The sequence below is a fragment of the Lentzea sp. NPDC037011 genome, assembly GCF_055607425.1.
The window spans coordinates 264,900-281,713 of sequence record NZ_JBVJRT010000004.1 but is presented as its reverse complement, the minus strand read 5'-3'; the positions used below and the strand labels follow the sequence as shown (position 1 = coordinate 281,713).

Here is a 16,814-nt window from a genome sequence, read left to right as displayed (position 1 = left end):
AGCGGACTTGAGCACCTGGCACGTAGGTGTAGCAGATTTGCGACATTTTGGTGTCCGAGGGGGACTTGAGTTCCCATCGGAATGTGCCGGAGTCAGTAGGGCCAGCCGGGAACGTTCAAGCGAATGCTGTACAGGCCGAAGTTTCCGGTGTTGCCGCCGGTGGATGCGGTACCCGACGTGATGTAGAGGGTTTTCCGGTCGGGGCCGCCGAAGGCGACGTTGGTCGCGTTGCGGCCGGCGGAGATCGTGCCGAGGAGCTTGCCGGCCGGGGAGTAGACGTAGACCTTCCCGCTGCCGTAGGTGGCCTGGTACAGGTTTCCCGCGCAGTCGACGGTGCCGCCGTCGGTGCCGTCGAGCGACGCGAAATCGCTGCGCTGCCCGGTGCTCCCGTCCGCGTTGACGGGGTAGCGGTAGATCTTGCCGGTCGCGTTGCCGCCGACGTAGAGGGTCTTGCCGTCAGGGGAGAGCTCGATGCCGTTCGGCTGGCGGATCGTGTCGTCGATCAGGGTGACGACACCGTTGGTGACGCGGAAGACGCCGGTCCTGCCCGACATCTGGTCCGGGCGGTTCGCGCGCTGGAAGTTCGGGTCGGTGAAGTAGGCCGTTCCGTTCGCGGCCACGGTGACATCGTTGGGAGAGTTGAACAGTCGTCCCTGGTAGGTCGCCGCGATCGTCGTCCGCCGCCCGGTGGCCAGGTCGTACGAGGACAGGCTGCGCTGGTCGTGGGTCGCCGCGAGGACGGACGTGCCGTCACGGCTGATCGCCAGACCGTTGCTGCCCGCGTTCTTGACGAAAGTGGTGAACGTGCCCGTCGAGGGGGTGTACCGCAGGATGTCCGAAGGCTGGACGTTCTGCGGGCCGGTGCCGTCGTACATGTTGGACAGCAACAGGGTTTGCGTCGCCGCGTCCCAGGTCGGGCCCTCCAGGAAGTTGAACCCGTCCTTGATCTTGGCCGCGGTCAGGTTCGGTGAGGGCAGCGGAGTGCCGAACGGCCCGCCGGGGCACGGTCCTTCGGGTGCCGCGACCGAGGTGCCGGTGACGCTCGCGGAGACCATGCCCAGGATGATCGTGGCCACCGCGATCTTTCGCTGCCGTGCTCGGATGTTCATGCCGGTGACATCCTCGCTTCCGCTTGGAGGACTGTGCCTTGAACTGTGAAGGATGATTTCGGTGCGGTCAAGACGAGACAAAGAGATTTCTTCCAGCTAAGAGGTGGATCGTCGGAGTGTTTGGGATCGCTAAAGTTCGAGTGACTTTTTAGCTTGTGGGGTGGCTGCGCGCGGGCACCATCGGGTCCTCGCTTCACGTGCGCTGCGGTTCGACACTCGAATCGAGTGGTGGTTCGACGAATTCGACGAGCGGGGCCATGTGAGAAAGCGATGGACGTGGGGGACGTGTCGAGTGCGAATTGTTCGTGCTCCCGAGAAAGACGCCCGTGCAGGTCAGTAAGCGTTGGTGGGTAGCGGTCGTCATCGGGCTTCTGCGCATGTCCTTCTCGGGAGAAGGATGTCGCGAGGGATACCGTCACACCCACCGGCACGGCGCGCCGTTCAGGACGAAGGACGCCGGCCGGTCGTTCGCACCGCTCCAGTCCGCCAGGAAGCCGAACGAGCGGGACTCGCCGGGCGGGATCGCCGAGTTCCACGGCGCACCGTGCACCGTCACCACTGCACCGTCCTGGGTGAACGAACCGTTCCAGAGCTGGGTCACACGCTGGCCGTTGGCGTACGACCAGGCGAGGGTCCACGAGTCGAGCGGTGCGGTGGCGGAGTTGGTGACCCGCGCCGAGCCGAGAAATCCGCCCTGCCACTGCGCCGTTGTCTCGTAGGTGATTTCGCAGGTGGCAGTGGGGAGAACGGTCCCGATCCGGCTGGGATCGGCCACGGCCCAGAAGGCGTCCTTGGCCCGCAGTCGGGTGTCGAACAGCAGCGGGTGGTCCTTGCGGGTCACCGGAAACGTGTCGAGCCACGTGCTGTCGTCGGCCAGGCCCCAGAACGTCACCGAGCTTATCGCGTGCGCGTACCTGGTGAACACAGCGAACAGGTCGCGGTAGCGCTGTGCCTGTGCCAGCAAGGAAGCGGCGGGCGGGCTCGGGTACGACTGGTTGCTGTCGGTGTAGATCGAGACGTCCATCTCGGTGATCTGCTGGTCCACGCCCAGGGGCAGGAACTTGGTGATCATCGCTTCCGTCTCGGCGGCCGAGGGCCAGTCGACGTTGACGTGCATCTGGTGTCCGACAGAGTCGACGGGAACGCCTTCCGCGCGCAGCTGGGACACGAGGTCGTACAACCGGTCCCGTTTTGCGGGCACATTGGTGTTGTAGTCGTTGATGACCAGCTTGGCGTTCGGTGCGACCTCGTGCGCCACGCGGAACGCCGTGCGGATGTAGTCCAGTCCCGCGATCTCGAACCACTTGTTGCGGCGCAGGCCGTCCGGTTGCGCCTCGTCGATGACCTCGTTCACCACGTCCCACGCCGTGATGTCGTCGCGGTACCGGCCCACCACGGCGCGGATGTGCGCCTCGATGCGGTGCAGCAGCAGCGCCTTGTTCTCCGCGGTGGGTGTCATCTCGGCGCCGGAGGAGTCCTTGAAGACCCAGTCAGGAGTCTGCTGGTGCCAGACGAGGGTGTGACCGCGGATCGCCTTCCCCCGCGCCTTGGCCCAGTCGACGAGCGTGTCCGCGTCCGTGAACCGGAACGCGCCCTCGGCGGGTTCGGTCGCGTCCCACTTCAGCTGGCTGCCCGGCGTGATCGAGCTGAAGTGCCGGTCGAGCAGCCTGCCGTGCTCCCCGTACAGCAGGGCGGGCTCGGCGGCAACCCCGAAGTGCCGGAACGGCACCACGTCCCGCAACGCGGGGATGTCGGTCTGGATCGGGGGAAGCGGTGTGTACGACAGGACGAAGTCGTCGAGGTGGAACGACGCCGCAGGACTGGAGCTCTCCACGTAGGTGGTGAGGAAGTCGGCATCGGACGCCAGCGTGTAGCCACCGGTGAGGTTGACCCAGCCGTCGGCGGTGACGAGCGTGTCGCCGACGACCCCTTCGTAGGACGTGACGCCGTCAGCATGGCGTTCGACGGACATCCGGAGCCGCGTGGGCTCCTCACCGCCCGCGAGCCGCACCCACACCGACAGGCTGTACCGCACGCCCTTCTCGACGTCGTCGAGCAGGGCGAGCACTGGCCCTTCCCAGGATTGAGTCCGGCCCGAGACGAGGAGGCTCCGGGCACCTCCGTGCGCGACGGCCGAGCTCACCGCGGTGGTCTCTCCCCCGCGCGAGGTCCAGCCCTGCACCGTGTCGTCCTCGAACGTGCTGGACACCACCGTCACCGGTGTGTCGGCGGCGAGCGCGGCGGGACCGTGCGTCAGCAGCCCTGCCACGACCGAGGTGACCAGCAGACCGGCTAGAACTCTCCTCATCGAGAATCCTCCAGGTTCTGGGAGCGCTCCCAGAACCATAAGGCGACCTGCTCCTGGCACCCAGGCACCATTCGGCCCAAACGCGGCACTCCACTGCCAGAGGGTCGGCGCGAGTCCAGCTCGCTCGCGAACACCCGCGGGATCAACAATCGGAGGAGGTCATCGCGGAGTCGGTGGACACCCGCCACACCCGTCGGTCCGTCGCAGCGCCGGCGCTGGAGCCGAGCAGCACCAGGTACTTCTCTCTCAGCAGCCCGGCCTACGTCTGCACGCCGGTCAGCCTGACCCTGGTGGCCTTGATCGTGGTCAGGGGCAGTCCCAGCAGAGAGATCCGGACGTCTTCGCTGCGGGAGACCCGATCTCCGCAGCTGTGCCGCCCATAAGGTCATCGCCTCGCTGATAAGCGAGGTCGTACCGGCTGTGAGCATGCATGGGTGATTAGTTCGCTGTTGTACCAGGCGTTGTGCAAGTTGCTGTCTGTTCCGGCGGTGCTAGTTCGCAGTAAAGCAACCAAGGACGCGGAGCTTCTTGGTCTGTGGCACGAGAACGTTGTGCTTCGTCGGCAGTTGGCCCGACCGGTTCGTTACGAGCTCGCGAACCGTTTCTGGTTCGCCACGCTGATGAGATTGATACGTCGCTCCAGCTGGCAGGAGGTCTTCCCAGTTACCCCTAACACGCGAGACCATCTGCGTCAGGCGCTACGTGAGTACGAGCGGCACTACGACGCGCACCGAACCCACCGGTCACTCGCCGCCGCAGCGCCCTTGCGAGCGGTCGCAGGCTCTTGAACCCGACCAGATCGGACGCCTCGCGGTACTCCAACGGGAGTGTCTAGGCTGAGTTCTCCGCGTGTATCGGCATGCCGCCTGACCTGCGCAAACGTAATTTTGCCACGCGCAGGGCCGCGGCGAGAGCCGAACTCGACGGCTTGCCCGCACCGAACCTGGCGACTGCCGCAGAGCTACAGGCCGCGGTGGACTCCCTCGCAAAGGTGACCGTGATCATCAACGAAGGGCAGCCGGAGAAGCTGGCGAGACTCTACGAGGAACTCGGGATCGAGCTGAGGTACGACAAAGCAAAAGAGGCCGTCTATGCGACGACCTCTCCGCGTGTGCTTAGCGTACGTGTCCGAGGGAGACTTGAACCCCCACAAGTAGCGAGCTTGCGCAGTTCGTGTGTTCATGCGCTATTGGATAGCTCGAATTTAGTATAGAGGGCCAGTCGACACTGATCAATCTTCGTCGCTGAGTTGTATCGACTTGGAGCAAGAACTTCGCGGCGACCTGTTGCACCACGCACTGGTGTGGAATCAGGCCCATATGCGGCAGGCGCTGCGTGAGTACGACCGCCACCGCAACGAGCACCGCACCCACCGATCGCTGGTGCGGCATCTTTGCGGGTCCGGCCTCAGCCTGTCAAAGCCAATCAGATCGAACGCTTCACCGTAGACGGACATGATCTTCTTGGCTGAGTCTTCTTCCACAAGTATCGTCATGTCTTGACCTGCACGGACGTAGTTTTCGGCACGCACAGCCGGTGGCGCGGGTGTGCGTGCTGACGTACTTCTGCATGGTTACCGACGTCCACCCCAGCCGGCACGAGGCCATCGCCGAGATCGTCCTGGCCGCCGCGAGCTACTGTTTCGGCTGGTTCGCCGCGTACTCCGCCCGGTTCCACAGCGCGAAGTAGAGGACGTCGGTCCACCAGCTGAGGCCGATCGGGTTCTCGGTCCTGTCGTCACGCGTGTTGTCGAAGTCGTCGGTCAGCACGAGCCCGTGGAACGCGTCCAGCGGCGGCGCCGACCGCTCGGCCGCCGCTGCGGCGAGCACGGCCCCGGCCGCCGCCGCATCGTCGGGCAGCGCGTCGATGGCCGCGCCCGCCGCCCGGCACAGGTCGAGGTGGCCCTCGATGAGCGCCCGCAGCTCGTCCTCGCCGCTCTCGATCATGGTGTCGAGCTCGATGGTCTCGAGCAGGACGTACCGGTCGCGGTGCGCGTCGAGGAACCGCTCCGCCTCGGCGAGCCCGGCGTGCAGGCCTTCGGCGTCGCTCACGGCGCGCACGGCGGCGGCGAACTTCGTCAGCCGCGCGAACCCGGCGTCGAACTCACCGCTGATCGCGTACAGCGTGGTCCTGCTCTCCGGGGGCTCGCCGTCGAACCCGTCGGCGATCAGGGACGCGCACAGCCGGGGATCGCCGGACAGGAGCACCAGGAAGGAGAACGGGATGGCGTAGGGCCATTCCGACAGCCCGGAGACCGTCTCCGGCCGGTCCTCATAGGACTCCGGCCGGTTGCTGGTGCTGTACAGGTACGAACGGTTCGCCATGACCGGATGCTATGACGGGCCTGCGGCGGGGCTGGACCTGGCCGAGGCAGATGGTCCGTTTCGGTTGCGGGTAGACGCGGGCGTTCTCCGCTTCCCCCGCCCCGCAGGAGTTGGCCCTTGAGACTGATGAGGCCGCGTATTCAACTGTCGCGAGTTCTCAGCGGTTGTCGCGGTGAGTGATCGCCGGGTGCTCCGTCCGGTCGTGAGTGTTCAAACAGGACTCAACCGCTTACGTGATCCGTTCGAAGATGGCGGCCATGCCCTGGCTACCACCGATGCACATGGTCTCGAGGCCGTAGCGTGTCTGGCGGCGGTGCAGTTCGCGCGCGAGGGTGCCGAGCATGCGTACGCCGGTGGCGCCGACCGGGTGGTCCGCTTCCGCAAGGCCAGTCCGGACCGCGTGATCCGGCCGCGTAATCCGGCGCACCCGAACATCGTGGAGATCGAGGACTTCACGGCTGCTCAGCTCCTGCGGAAATCAAAGGGCAGCCTGCGGATCGCGCGGAAGGCAGAGCGGTCCGAACGGGCGGTGAAGCACCGCTATCTGTTTCGCGGCCGGATTCGGTGTGACATCTGCGGGCGGAAGATGGAGCGCAGCCCACGTAAGAAAGCCATGTACTACCGGTGCCCGGCACGCACCCTCGCTCCGAGATCTCCGGTGCTCGCGTCGCATCCCGGAGCGGTCTATTTGCGGGAGGACCTTCTTCAGGACGCCATCAACGGCTGGCTCGGGCACCTGTTCGACCGGAAGAACCGGGACCGGACCGTCGCCGCGTTGATGGACTCACAAGAACCGGTGATCGAGGTCAGTCGCGATGCCGCGAAGAGGAGGCTCGCTGACGCGGAAGCCAAGCTGACGAGGTTCCAGAACGCCATCATGGCCGGCGTCGATCCAGCTGCGTTGGTCGAGGCGATCAACGACGCGCAGGCGAGAGGCTGGCGGCACGGGCTGCCCTGGACAACGTCCCGGCACCAGTCGAGCGGGACATCGCCGAGATCTACGCGGCGATTGACTCCATCGGAGACGTCAGCGCAGCGCTCAAGGGTCATGCGCCGACGAGGCTGGAGGAGCTGTACGACGCGATCGACCTGCAGGTCCGCTACAAGCAAAACCCCCACGAAGCTGATGTCTCCATCAACCCCGTGGGGGTGAATAGTGCTGGTGTCCGAGGGGGGACTTGCTCGCTAAGCACACGCCTCGACCTGAGCTGAACCTCATCGTTAATCTATCCCGGTTGTCCTGTGAACGCTTCCGGTCGGGACGGCCTGTTGGGACAGTGGTGTGCTGCTGTCTACCTGCATAGATGGCTTGATCAGTGAGAGCGGGACGAGGCGAAGGGCCTGTCCCGCTCCCGTGTTTCTAGCCTCTGCAGGGCCTTGCTGAGTGCAGACGTGGACAGGACGGGACACCGGCCTGATCGCATCCCATATCGAACTAATGACGGTAACGACAGTTCGTAGCCAGAGGCGACATGGGCCACGGACACGGCCGCGAAGCGCTGGATGGTTGACGCCGCGATCTTCGTCGACTTAGAGGTAGACGTCAACGATGATCACCGACAACCTGGTGAGCTGAGCGGCGTGCGGTGCTCATCGAAGGCCATGCCTGGCCACGAGGTGGGACTTCTGAGCAGAAAGCGTTTCAAGCCTGCTGTTCGGCCAGGGTTCGATCAGTGGCGAGGTGCCAGTGTTGTGGTGCATCTCAGCCCACGCGACGGCGTCCGTAGTGAAGCGGCCCGTCGTGGCGATGATGAGTGCCCCTAAAACGGGCGGCCCCCACAGCCTCGCGGCGACGAGAGCGCCGGACACGTCGGTAAGACGTACGGAACACTGAAGCCAGTGCTTCGAGGCCGAGCCGTGCCCAACCTGTTCAAACGAGCTCAATCATATTTCTTCCACATCTCGATCGTGTGTGCCAACATCGTTGGCTCGCATCTTTCGCAACGGGTACGGCCCGGTGTAATCAAGAACAGTTTGTTGTTGCAGACTTCGCAGTTAGGCGATTCGGCTATTGCGGATGCGTGCGTTGGGTTGATGCATTCTGTCGGGATTGGAGTGCTTGGGTTCGGAGTTGTCGACTTGGAAGGGATATAGATTCCCGATGTTCCGGTGAGTTCTTGGAATAAATCTGCTCCCTCGGGTGGGACGATGTAGACGCTGCTCTTAACGAGTAGTAGAACGGCCTCTCTGGCTGGTAAGCGTGCAGCGACGTCATCTATCGTCATGCCGAACCAAGGCCGCGGGAAGGGATGATGCTTGCCGCAATGACGTCTCTTGCCTTCAGGGCAGCGGTCAAATGAATCGATAGAACATCTTGTGGCCTCTATTGTGCGGAGTCCGCTTGTTGCGGTCGCCGCTCGGCGTGGCGGTAGGTCTGTCCACGGCATCCTGTTGCAGCCGACGGAAGGTACTTGATGAAACCAGGTGGGGTTCTCGCCGGCGTCAGAGAACCATACGGCCAGCCATCCAGCCGAGTATGACTTCTTTGTTCGATTTGTTGCTTTGCGTGCGGTAATTGCGGACCGTTGAACCTCTATCCCTGTGGGGATCGGACCGTGTATTGCTACGTCCAGAATGGTGCCCGCGCCGGTGGAGTACTCTGTGTGTGAAGAGAAACCAGCGTCTGTGGCTGCACGATACCAGTATTCCTTTTGACGCTTGTGTTCGTCGCTCTCGAAAGAGACTTCATGGCGATGTCCGCCGCCGGAGAAGTGGACGGCATAATATTTTCCTCGACGCCTCTGTATGAACATCTCGTCATGGCCTGGAGTGGCAGGCGTCAGACACAGAAGGACGCGGTCACCGTGATGAATCTTCTGATGCAATGAACAGATGAGTGCGTAATCTGAGCTGGATAGACTGGACAGGTCCAGTTTGCGGTTGTCGGGGGTGTAAACAACTTGTGTGGTCACCCTGGCCCTCGGCTTCCGGTTCGCTCGCGACTGCTTTCTCTGCCCTCCGTGGCGGATCGAGTGATGTAAATGTTACGGAGGCCCGCACTGCGTGGCAAGGCTTGCCTGTTCGGGGCGAATTCGATCAAGGGAAACCCAAGTGCTGCATTGCAAAGCGCAGTTGGGGCAGGGTCAGGGTCGTATGCTCTGCCCCAACTGCTCTTATGGCTAGCTGAACCAGCCTGCTTGGTATTTAGCGTGGCGAAAATTTCGCCGCCCGACCCTGGTGTACGCGCTTGATGCATGCAAGACCTGAACGCATTACGCGAGTGAGGTATTTGCTCGCGGATAATGCAGGGAGCCATCATCCGGAAGAGCGCACCTGCTACCGGTGTTGGCGCGCTCGTTGGCTTCAATTTCCGCCGCATTGACCGGCAACCCGAAGACGATAAATCTCGCCGAGGACGCAGTGTTGGAGCCGCTGACCAAGTGGTTGTCTCAGGTCTTCGACCGGAAGAGCATCGATCGGACGGTGGCGCACCTCGTCGAGTCGCAAGACGGGACGGCGGGAAAGTCGGCCGTACGAGATGCGGTGAAGAAGCGGTTGGAAACTGCCGGCGCGAAGTTGCGGAGGTTCCAGGCGGCCATTGCGGCAGGCGTCGATCCTGCCGCCCTTGTTGATGCGATCAACGAAGCCGAGGAACAGCGTGCGGCGGCGTGCGCCGAATTGAACGGGTTGCCTGCGCCGTCTGTGGTCACAGCCGCCAGGGTGCAAGCGCGGCTCGACGGGTTAGACGATGTGGCGACGATCATCACGGAAGGCAAGCCAGAGAGGCTCGACCGGCTCTGCAAGCAGCTGGACATCGAGCTTCGGTGCAAAACACAGAAGAGGCCGTCTGCGCGACGACCTCTGCGTGCGTGTGGTTAATGCTGGTGTCCGAGGGGGGACTTGAACCCCCACCCCCTTTCGGGGACTAGCACCTCAAGCTAGCGCGTCTGCCATTCCGCCACCCGGACCTGTTCAGTTGTCACCGCAGCTCGCGCCGTGGTGCGTGCATAGATTACATGATCGTCGGCAACGACCAAAATCGAGCGCCCCCAGCAAGGTTTTCGCTGGTAGGAGCATGGTCGGGTGCACAGGGCAGCGGAAGCCAGGCAGATCAAACTCAAGCGGGGCTAGGGTCACCGGGTGCTGACGACGGCGTTGGTGGAGTGGTTGCTGAAGGACGCGGACCCGGCCCTGCGTTGGCAGGTCGAACGGGACCTCCTGCACGAGCCCAAAGAGGTGTGGAAGGCGACGAGAGCACGAGTTGCCACGGAAGGCTTCGGGAAGCGGTTGCTGGAACTCCAAGGCGAGGACGGGCAGTGGGCGGGTGGGGCCTTCTTCCCGCCTGACTACGACATGCGCGGCGACGAGCCGCAGCCGTGGACCGCGACCACCTGGACGTTGGTCACGTTGCGCGAGTGGGGGCTCGACCCCGAAGCGCTGCACGGCACTGCGGAGTTGTTGGCCGCCAACAGCCGGTGGGAGTACGACGGGTTGCCGTACTGGGGTGGCGAGGTCGACTGCTGCATCAACGCGATGACGGTGTCGAACGGGCTGTGGCTCGGGGTGGACGTCCACCACAACGTCGCGTGGTTCGTGGAGCACCAGCTTGAGGACGGCGGGTGGAACTGCGAGTGGGTTGAGGGGGCGAAGAGGTCGTCGTTCCACTCCACGCTCAACTCGCTCAAGGGGTTGCTGGACTACGAGGTGGCCACGGGGGGCACCGACGAGTCGAGGAGTGCGCGCAGGAGAGGGGAGGAGTACCTGCTCGAAAGGCACCTGTTCCGGCGGTTGTCGACGGGGGAGCCGGTGGCGGAGTGGGTGGACACGTTCCGGTACCCGTTGCGGTGGCAGTACAGCGTGCTCAACGCGGCCGACTACTTCCGGCGTGCAGCGCGGCCTGATGAGCGCATGGCGCAGGCCGTCGAGCGCATCAGGCAGCAGAGGCAGCCCGACGGGACGTGGGTGCAGGCTGGGCGGCATCCAGGGCGGATGTGGTTCGAGGTCGACGTCGAACGAGGGCAGCCGTCGAAGTGGCTGACGCTGTACGGGGCCAGGGTGCTGGAGTGGTGGGGTTAGATCCAGCCGCGGGCGCGGGCCATGCGGGCGGCCTCGTGGCGGTTCGAGGCGGCGGTTTTGCCGACTGCTGAGGACAGGTAGTTGCGGACGGTGCCGGGGGAGAGGGAGGCGCGGCGGGCGATTTCGTCGATCGGGGCGCCTTCCAGGGCCAGTTCTAGGACGTCGGCCTCGCGTGGGGTCAGGGGGCTGTCGCCGGCGCTGATGGCTTCTGCGGCCAGGGCCGGGTCGACGTAGCGGCCGCCGGAGTGGACGGTGCGGACGACGGTGGCCAGGACGTCGGCGGAGACGGTCTTCGGGAGGAAGCCGCGGACGCCGGCGGCCAGGGCGCGTTTCAGGTGGCCGGGGCGGCCGTGGGAGGTGACGATCATCGTGGAGCACGTGGGGAGCTCGGTGGCCAGGGTTTGGGCCACGGTGACGCCGTCGAGGTCGGGCATCTGCAGGTCGATCACGGCCACGTCGGGGCGGACTGCTCGGGCGGTGGCCACGGCTTCGGCGCCGGTGGCGGCTTGGGCGACCACCTCGAGGTCGTCCTCCAGGGCCAGGAGGGCGGCGAGGGCGCCGCGGATCAGGTGTTCGTCGTCGGCCAGGAGGATGCGGATCACGGGAGCTCCACGGTCAGCACGAAGCGGTTGGGGGGCTCCGGGGTGGCGGTCACCGAGCCGCCGAGGGTGGCCACGCGCTCGCGCAGGCCGGTGAGGCCGCTGCCGAAGCGGATGGTGGTGGCGGTGGCGCCGTCGTTGGACATGGTGAGGGTGGTGCCGCGCAACGCGATGGTGCACGTGCGGGCTTCGCTGTGGCGCAGGACGTTGGTCACGCCCTCGCGGACGGCCCAGCCCAGGGCTCCCGCGGCCTCGTCGGGGAGGGAGGGCTCGCCGATGACGCGGCAGTCGATGCCCGCGGAGGTGAGCAGGGAGCGGGCGCCGGCGAGCTCCACCGTGAGGTCCGCTGTGCGGTAGCCGGAGACGACGGCGCGGAGCTCGTCGAGGGACTCCTGGGCGATGCGGCGGACCTCCAGCATCTCGGCGACGGCCTCGTCACGGCCGCGTTGGGCGAGTTTCGCGGCCAGTTCGGCTTTCAGGGCGACGACGGAGAGGTTGCGGCCGACCACGTCGTGCAGGTCGCGGGCGAAGCGCAGGCGTTCCTCGGCCACGGCGAGGCTGGCGCGGACCTCGCGGGAGCGGTCGAGCTCCCACATCGTGCCGATCATCCACACCGAGGTGCGGTAGACGGCGGTGAAGAAGACCAGGGCGATCGTCATCGGGACCGCGGCGCCCAGCGGCACGGTCAGCACCAGGAACACGCCGGTCGCGGCCACCACGGCCGCCGTCACGCGGGGGCGCAGGGTGCACGACACCGCGGTCACGAACAGCACCGGCACGAACAGCGTCACGGCGTCGACCGGGCCGTCGCGCCCGCCGGGTGGTGCGCCGGGGAGGACGGCCATGCCGCCTGCCACCACCACGGCGGTCACGACGGCGGCGACGGTCAGGGCAAGGCGCGGGAACGGCGCCTTGCCCAGGTAGTGCTCGATGCCCTGGTGGACGAGCCACGTGCAGCACGCGGCGTGCACGACGATCGCGACGATAGTGGCGACGGCGGCGGTGCGGCTCACGGAGTCGTCGTTCGCGAGGCTCGTCATCGGCAGGATCGGCAGCGCGACGAGGGTCAGGTAGAACGACGAGCGGGTGAAGTAGTCGAACCGCGACGCGCTGCTGCGCGAGCGCCACCAGGACAGCAAGGTCACCTCCGCGGCTCCCAGCGGAACCATCGCCGGACAGCGTAGACACCGGCCGCGACCCACGCCGCCAGCACGACCACCGGCTGCAGCACCGGGCCGTCGTGCCAGCCGGCCCGCAGCAGGTCCAGGACCGGGGTGAGCGGCAGGAACCGCAGCACCGTCTGGACCTCGTCGGGGAACACCGACAGCGGGACCATCAGGCCGCTGCCGATGATGCACGCCATCAGGACCGGCAACGACGTCACCTGCGCCATCTCGACGGTGCGGGTGAACGCCGCGGACGCCGCCGCCAGCAACGCGAACAGCAGCGTCCCGCCGACGACGCCCAGCAGCGGGAACCACGGCTTCGTCGGCACCGCCACGCCGGTGATCACGCCGATGATCACCGCGAACAGCACCATCTGCCCGATGGCGACCACCATCGACGGCAGCGCGGCACCGAACAGCACCTCGGGGTCGGTCAGCTCGCCGACGCGCAGGCGCTTGAGCACGAGCTCCTCGCGGCGCGCGACGAACACGGTGACGAGGTTGTAGTAGACCGCCATGAGCAGCACGAACCCGGTCAGGCCGACGACCAGCGGCACGCCGTCGGCGTCGATCGACAGCAGCAGCGGCACGACCAGCAGCGGCACGATGAGCGAGTTGAACAGGGCGGTGCGGTTGCGCCAGAACAGCTTCAGCTCCGCCTGCCCGATGGCCACGGCCCTCATGCCGCCTCCTCCGCGATCGCCAGGAACGCCTCTTCGAGGGACGCCGAGCGGGCGTCCAGACCGGACAGCACGACGTCCTGCGCGTGTGCCCACGTCAGCAGTTCGTGCAACGTCTCCTGCAGGGTGTTGGTGCGCACGGTCGCGCGGCCGGACTCGTCGAGGTCGGCCACGACGGGCAGCGCGATGCCGGCGGGCGGCGTGAACGTGATGCGCGCCGGGTGGGCGTCGACGACCTCGGACACCGTGCCGCGCGCGACGATGCGGCCGCGGTGCATGATGGCCAGCCGATCGGCCAGTTCCTGCGCTTCTTCCAGGTAGTGCGTCGTCAGCAGCACGGTGGTGCCCTCGTGCAGGAGGGTGCGGATCAGCTGCCACGTGTTGCGCCGGCTCTCCGGGTCGAGGCCGGTGGTCGGCTCGTCGAGGAACAGCACCTCTGGCTGGCCGAGCAACGCGAGCGCCAGGTCCAGGCGCCGCCGTTCACCGCCGGAGAGCTGCTTCACCCGCACCGCCGAGCGGTGGCCCAGGTCGACGAGGTCGAGCGCCTCGGCGACCGGGCGGGGCCGGGTCAGCGTGCCCGCCCACATCGTGGTCGCCTCGGACACGGTCAGGTCGGGCGGGAAGCCGCCCTCCTGCAACATCACGCCCACCCGCGGGCGCACGGCCTTGCGCTCCAGGAACGGGTCGTGGCCCAGGACCCGGACGGTCCCCTCCGCCGGCCGGGTCAGGCCCTCCACCACCTCGACGGTCGAGGTCTTGCCCGCGCCGTTCGTGCCGAGCAACGCGAACATCTCGCCGCGCTCCACCTCGAACGAGACGCCGCGCACGGCCTCGAATCCCCCTGAGTAGCGCCGGGTCAGGTCTTTCACCTCGATCGCTGTCATGTGTTCAACGATCGCGTGAAATTCCTGGTCCCGGCAGTGTCAGGACGCATCGGAACGTGATGACAGATGTCATGTCCCCGGCAGGCCCGCGCACGCTTTAATGTCACACTTGTGCTAAAAAGATCCGGCACGGGCACTGTGCGAAGTGGGGCGAGGGGGACGCGGTGGGTACGGGGTTGTTGCTCGCGTTGGCGGGGCTGGCGTTGCTGGACTCGACGAGCATCGGGACGTTGTTCGTCCCGATCTGGTTGATGCTCGCGCCGGGGCGGTTGCGGGTCGGGCGGTTCGCCGTCTACCTGGGCACGATCACGGTGTTCTACTTCGTGGTCGGCATCGGGCTGGTGCTGGGGGCGGCGCAGGTGCTGGAGCACCTCGACGGGCGGGTCGCGCTGTGGGTCCAGCTCGTGATCGGCGTCGGGTTGTTCGTCGTGAGCTTCCGCTTCGACAGCAAGAAGAAGACCGACACGACGAAGTGGACGAGGCGGGTCGGCGGGTCCACGGCCGCGCTCGTCGGGGTCGCGCTGCTGGCCGGGGTGGTGGAGCTCGCGACGATGCTGCCCTACCTCGGCGCGATCGGGATGATGAGCGCCGCGGACATCACGCCGGCGCAGACCGGGTTGCTGCTCGCCGGGTACTGCGTGGTCATGGTCGTGCCCGCGCTGGTGCTGCTGGCCGCGCGGATCGCGTTGCGGGAACGGGTCGAGCCGGTGCTGCAGCGGATCAGCAGGTGGTTCGCGGAGAAGGGCGCCGGCGCCACCGGGTGGATCCTCGGGATCGCCGGGTTCCTGGTGGCGCGGGACGCGGTCGCGCGGCTGTTCTTCCTGTAAACGCGTTGACGGGGCCGGGAGACTGCGGTCGTGGTTTCGGTGTTGTGGATCTGCGGACCTCCCGGTGTCGGCAAGACCGTGGTCGGGTGGGAGGTGCACCGCCGCAACGGCGGGGCGTACGTCGACGTCGACCAGCTCGGCATCTGCTACCCGGATCCGGACGACGACCCCGGCCGGTACCGCATGAAGGCCCGCAACCTGGCCGCGGTGGTGGCCGGCGCGCGGGCGAGCGGGGTGCGCAGCCTCGTCGTGTCCGGTGTGGCCGATCCGAACGGCGCCGCGCCGATTCCCGGCGCGACGCTGACGGTGTGCCGGCTGCGGGCCGACCGCGAGGTGCTGCGGGAGCGGTACCTCGGGCGCGGGATGCGGCCGGAGCAGCTCGACCACGTGCTGCGCGAGGCCGACGAGCTCGACGCCCGCGCGATCGGCGACGTGTGCGTGGACACGACCGGGCTGTCGGTCGCCGAGGTGGCGGACCGGGTCGAGCGGGCGGCTGGCGACTGGGCCGGGCCGGAGCGGGTCCTGTGGTTCTGCGGCACGACCGGTGTCGGCAAGTCGGTCGTCGGCTTCGCGGTGTACCTGCGGCTGCTGGGCACGGGGGTGCGCGCCGGGTTCGTCGACGCGGGCCAGCTCGGGTTCGGGATGGAGCAGGCCCGCGCGGACAACCTCGCGGCGGTGTGGCGGACCTACCGGGAGGCCGGGGCACGGGTGCTGGTCGTGGTCGGCCCGTACGCCGACGTGTTCCCCGGCGCCACGGTGTACCGGCTGGAGGCCTCGCGCGCGGACCTCGTGGAGCGGATCCGGCGGCGGGGCAGGGGAGAGGGCTGGCCGGAGCCGGGTGACCCGCTGGCGGGGCGGTCGGAGGAGGAGCTCGACCGGGTGGTCGAGGAGGCCGTGGCGCAGGCCGGGCGGCTGCGGGGGATCGGCACGGCGGTCGACACGTCCGGGCGCACGGCCGAGGAGGTGGCCGCGTCGCTCGTGCCCTGAAGTGGTGGGATGGCCGCTATGGAGCTCCAGCAGCTGGTGGACCGCATCGCGGGCGAGGTCATGCCCGGCGGTGCGGCCGCGGACTACATCCCGGCGCTCGCACGGGTCGACGCGCGGCGGTTCGGCATGGCGGTCGCCACGCTCGACGGCGAGGTGTGCGGGGCGGGGGAGTACCGGGCGCCGTTCTCGATCCAGAGCATCTCGAAGGCGTTCACGCTGGCGCTCGCCGTGGGCGACGAGCTGTGGGAGCGGGTGGGCCGGGAGCCGTCGGGGTCGCCGTTCAACTCGCTGGTGCAGCTGGAGACCGAGAACGGCATCCCGCGCAACCCGTTCATCAACGCCGGGGCGCTCGTGGTCACCGACCACCTCGGGCCGGGCGCGTCGGACCGGCTGCTCGACTTCCTGCGCGCGGAGAGCGGCAACCACGCGATCGACGTGGACGAGGAGGTCGCCAGGTCCGAACTGGACCACGGCGACCGCAACCGGGCGCTGGCGCACTTCATGGCCTCCTACGGCAACATGCGCAACCCGGTCGACGTCGTGTTGCACGAGTACGTGCGGCAGTGTTCGATCGCGATGAGCTGCGCGGACCTGGCCAGGAGCGCGCTGTTCCTGGCACGGCACGGGGTGCGCAACGACGGCGAGCGGCTGCTCGGGGTCAGTGGCGCGAAGCGGGTCAACGCGGTGATGCTGACGTGCGGCACCTACGACGCGGCCGGGCAGTTCGCCTACCGGGTCGGGCTGCCGGGCAAGAGCGGCGTCGGCGGCGGCATCGTGGCCGTGGTGCCGGGCAGGTGCGCGATCTGCGTGTGGGGTCCCGGGCTGGACGCCCGCGGCAACTCGGTGGCCGGGGTCGACGCGCTCGACAGGTTCACCACTCTCACAGGGTGGTCCGTGTTCTGACGGGTGGTAGG

The 16,814-nt window shown here is 67.0% G+C and carries 13 protein-coding genes, 1 tRNA gene and 1 pseudogene; 6 read left to right on the top strand and 9 right to left on the bottom strand.

Annotated elements, in window-relative coordinates; translation table 11 throughout:
* Positions 1–92: 92 nt before the first annotated feature.
* The 4 genes and pseudogenes from ACZ7CH_RS13475 to ACZ7CH_RS13460 form a co-directional block, all read right to left on the bottom strand.
* Positions 93–1,109, bottom strand: a complete 1,017-nt coding sequence (locus ACZ7CH_RS13475; protein ID WP_470373977.1) for an SMP-30/gluconolactonase/LRE family protein — start codon at positions 1,107–1,109, stop codon at positions 93–95.
* Between the two features lie 415 nt (positions 1,110–1,524).
* Positions 1,525–3,417 (bottom strand): endo-1,4-beta-xylanase, encoded by a 1,893-nt coding sequence (locus ACZ7CH_RS13470; protein ID WP_470373976.1) that lies wholly within the window; start codon positions 3,415–3,417, stop codon positions 1,525–1,527.
* A 1,634-nt stretch (positions 3,418–5,051) separates the two neighbouring features.
* Positions 5,052–5,741, bottom strand: coding sequence for a DUF7822 domain-containing protein (locus ACZ7CH_RS13465; protein ID WP_360383472.1), 690 nt, complete (start codon positions 5,739–5,741; stop codon positions 5,052–5,054).
* Between the two features lie 229 nt (positions 5,742–5,970).
* A pseudogene (locus ACZ7CH_RS13460) lies at positions 5,971–6,111 on the bottom strand (acetyl-CoA C-acyltransferase); the annotation flags it as partial.
* Between the two features lie 216 nt (positions 6,112–6,327).
* On the opposite strand from ACZ7CH_RS13460, the gene ACZ7CH_RS13455 reads away from it, so the two are divergent.
* Together ACZ7CH_RS13455 and ACZ7CH_RS13450 are read left to right on the top strand one after the other, a co-directional pair.
* Positions 6,328–6,894, top strand: coding sequence for a hypothetical protein (locus ACZ7CH_RS13455; RefSeq protein WP_470374191.1), 567 nt, complete (start codon positions 6,328–6,330; stop codon positions 6,892–6,894).
* Between the two features lie 2,132 nt (positions 6,895–9,026).
* Positions 9,027–9,560 (top strand): hypothetical protein, encoded by a 534-nt coding sequence (locus tag ACZ7CH_RS13450; protein ID WP_470373975.1) that lies wholly within the window; start codon positions 9,027–9,029, stop codon positions 9,558–9,560.
* Between the two features lie 3 nt (positions 9,561–9,563).
* Here ACZ7CH_RS13450 and ACZ7CH_RS13445 read toward each other — a convergent pair.
* A tRNA-Leu gene (locus tag ACZ7CH_RS13445) sits at positions 9,564–9,649 on the bottom strand.
* A gap of 172 nt (positions 9,650–9,821) precedes the next feature.
* On the opposite strand from ACZ7CH_RS13445, the gene ACZ7CH_RS13440 reads away from it, so the two are divergent.
* Positions 9,822–10,757 carry a squalene cyclase gene (locus ACZ7CH_RS13440; protein WP_470373974.1) on the top strand — a complete coding sequence of 312 codons (936 nt, stop codon included), beginning with the start codon at positions 9,822–9,824 and terminating at the stop codon, positions 10,755–10,757.
* Here the strand turns inward: ACZ7CH_RS13440 and ACZ7CH_RS13435 are convergent.
* Genes ACZ7CH_RS13435 through ACZ7CH_RS13420 form a run of 4 tightly spaced genes read right to left on the bottom strand, consistent with a single transcriptional unit; the run spans position 10,754 to position 14,086 of the window.
* On the bottom strand, positions 10,754–11,359 hold the full coding sequence (locus ACZ7CH_RS13435; RefSeq protein WP_360394781.1) for a response regulator transcription factor: 606 nt from the start codon (positions 11,357–11,359) through the stop codon (positions 10,754–10,756). The genes ACZ7CH_RS13440 and ACZ7CH_RS13435 overlap by 4 nt on opposite strands.
* Positions 11,356–12,525, bottom strand: coding sequence for a sensor histidine kinase (locus tag ACZ7CH_RS13430; protein ID WP_470373973.1), 1,170 nt, complete (start codon positions 12,523–12,525; stop codon positions 11,356–11,358). The genes ACZ7CH_RS13435 and ACZ7CH_RS13430 overlap by 4 nt, the downstream gene beginning before the upstream one ends.
* The gene (locus tag ACZ7CH_RS13425; protein ID WP_360394776.1) at positions 12,498–13,205 is read right to left on the bottom strand and encodes an ABC transporter permease; all 708 of its coding nucleotides are present in this window, start codon (positions 13,203–13,205) and stop codon (positions 12,498–12,500) included. The genes ACZ7CH_RS13430 and ACZ7CH_RS13425 overlap by 28 nt, the downstream gene beginning before the upstream one ends.
* On the bottom strand, positions 13,202–14,086 hold the full coding sequence (locus ACZ7CH_RS13420; RefSeq protein WP_470373972.1) for an ABC transporter ATP-binding protein: 885 nt from the start codon (positions 14,084–14,086) through the stop codon (positions 13,202–13,204). Before ACZ7CH_RS13420 ends, ACZ7CH_RS13425 begins: the two co-directional genes overlap by 4 nt.
* Before the next feature lie 164 nt (positions 14,087–14,250).
* On the opposite strand from ACZ7CH_RS13420, the gene ACZ7CH_RS13415 reads away from it, so the two are divergent.
* From ACZ7CH_RS13415 to ACZ7CH_RS13405, 3 genes are read left to right on the top strand one after another with little or no spacing between them, the layout of a single operon-like run.
* Complete coding sequence (locus ACZ7CH_RS13415; protein ID WP_470373971.1) at positions 14,251–14,913, top strand: GAP family protein; 663 nt, start codon at positions 14,251–14,253, stop codon at positions 14,911–14,913.
* Between the two features lie 30 nt (positions 14,914–14,943).
* Positions 14,944–15,900, top strand: a complete 957-nt coding sequence (locus tag ACZ7CH_RS13410) for an AAA family ATPase (protein ID WP_470373970.1) — start codon at positions 14,944–14,946, stop codon at positions 15,898–15,900.
* An 18-nt stretch (positions 15,901–15,918) separates the two neighbouring features.
* On the top strand, positions 15,919–16,803 hold the full coding sequence (locus ACZ7CH_RS13405; RefSeq protein ID WP_360394866.1) for a glutaminase: 885 nt from the start codon (positions 15,919–15,921) through the stop codon (positions 16,801–16,803).
* Positions 16,804–16,814 lie beyond the last annotated feature (11 nt).

What these genes read in the sequence shown, in the direction of transcription:
- ACZ7CH_RS13475 (WP_470373977.1), bottom strand. Translation starts at nt 1,109, where the DNA reads ATGAACATCCGAGCACGGCAGCGAAAGATCGCGGTGGCCACGATCATC.
- ACZ7CH_RS13470 (WP_470373976.1), bottom strand. Translation starts at nt 3,417, where the DNA reads ATGAGGAGAGTTCTAGCCGGTCTGCTGGTCACCTCGGTCGTGGCAGGG.
- ACZ7CH_RS13465 (WP_360383472.1), bottom strand. Translation starts at nt 5,741, where the DNA reads ATGGCGAACCGTTCGTACCTGTACAGCACCAGCAACCGGCCGGAGTCC.
- ACZ7CH_RS13455 (WP_470374191.1), top strand. Translation starts at nt 6,328, where the DNA reads ATGGAGCGCAGCCCACGTAAGAAAGCCATGTACTACCGGTGCCCGGCA.
- ACZ7CH_RS13430 (WP_470373973.1), bottom strand. Translation starts at nt 12,525, where the DNA reads ATGGTTCCGCTGGGAGCCGCGGAGGTGACCTTGCTGTCCTGGTGGCGC.
- ACZ7CH_RS13425 (WP_360394776.1), bottom strand. Translation starts at nt 13,205, where the DNA reads ATGAGGGCCGTGGCCATCGGGCAGGCGGAGCTGAAGCTGTTCTGGCGC.
- ACZ7CH_RS13420 (WP_470373972.1), bottom strand. Translation starts at nt 14,086, where the DNA reads ATGACAGCGATCGAGGTGAAAGACCTGACCCGGCGCTACTCAGGGGGA.
- ACZ7CH_RS13405 (WP_360394866.1), top strand. Translation starts at nt 15,919, where the DNA reads ATGGAGCTCCAGCAGCTGGTGGACCGCATCGCGGGCGAGGTCATGCCC.